We start from the raw sequence: 221 nt of genomic DNA, 5'->3' as shown, positions 1-221 counted from the left end.
CTCTGTGCTACCGTTCGACTTGCATGTGTTAGGCCTGCCGCCAGCGTTCAATCTGAGCCATGATCAAACTCTTCAATTTAAGTTTGATGCTCGTGAATTAAACTTCGTAATGAATTACGTGTTCACTCAGAGACTTGGTATTCATTTTTCGTCTTGCGACGTTAAGAATCCGTATCTTCGAGTGCCCACACAGATTGTCTGATAAATTGTTAAAGAGCAGT

1 rRNA gene is annotated in these 221 nt (G+C 42.1%); it reads right to left on the bottom strand.

What is annotated here, in order from left to right:
• Positions 1-79: ribosomal RNA gene (locus FDW96_RS12800) — 16S ribosomal RNA — on the bottom strand; the annotation flags it as partial.
• Positions 80-221: the final 142 nt, after the last annotated feature.

Origin of the sequence: Citrobacter sp. TBCS-15, from assembly GCF_005280815.1 — a bacterium.
Lineage (GTDB): Bacteria > Pseudomonadota > Gammaproteobacteria > Enterobacterales > Enterobacteriaceae > Citrobacter > Citrobacter werkmanii.
Note: the sequence above shows the minus strand (reverse complement) of the source record. Positions and strands in the feature narration are given on the sequence as shown.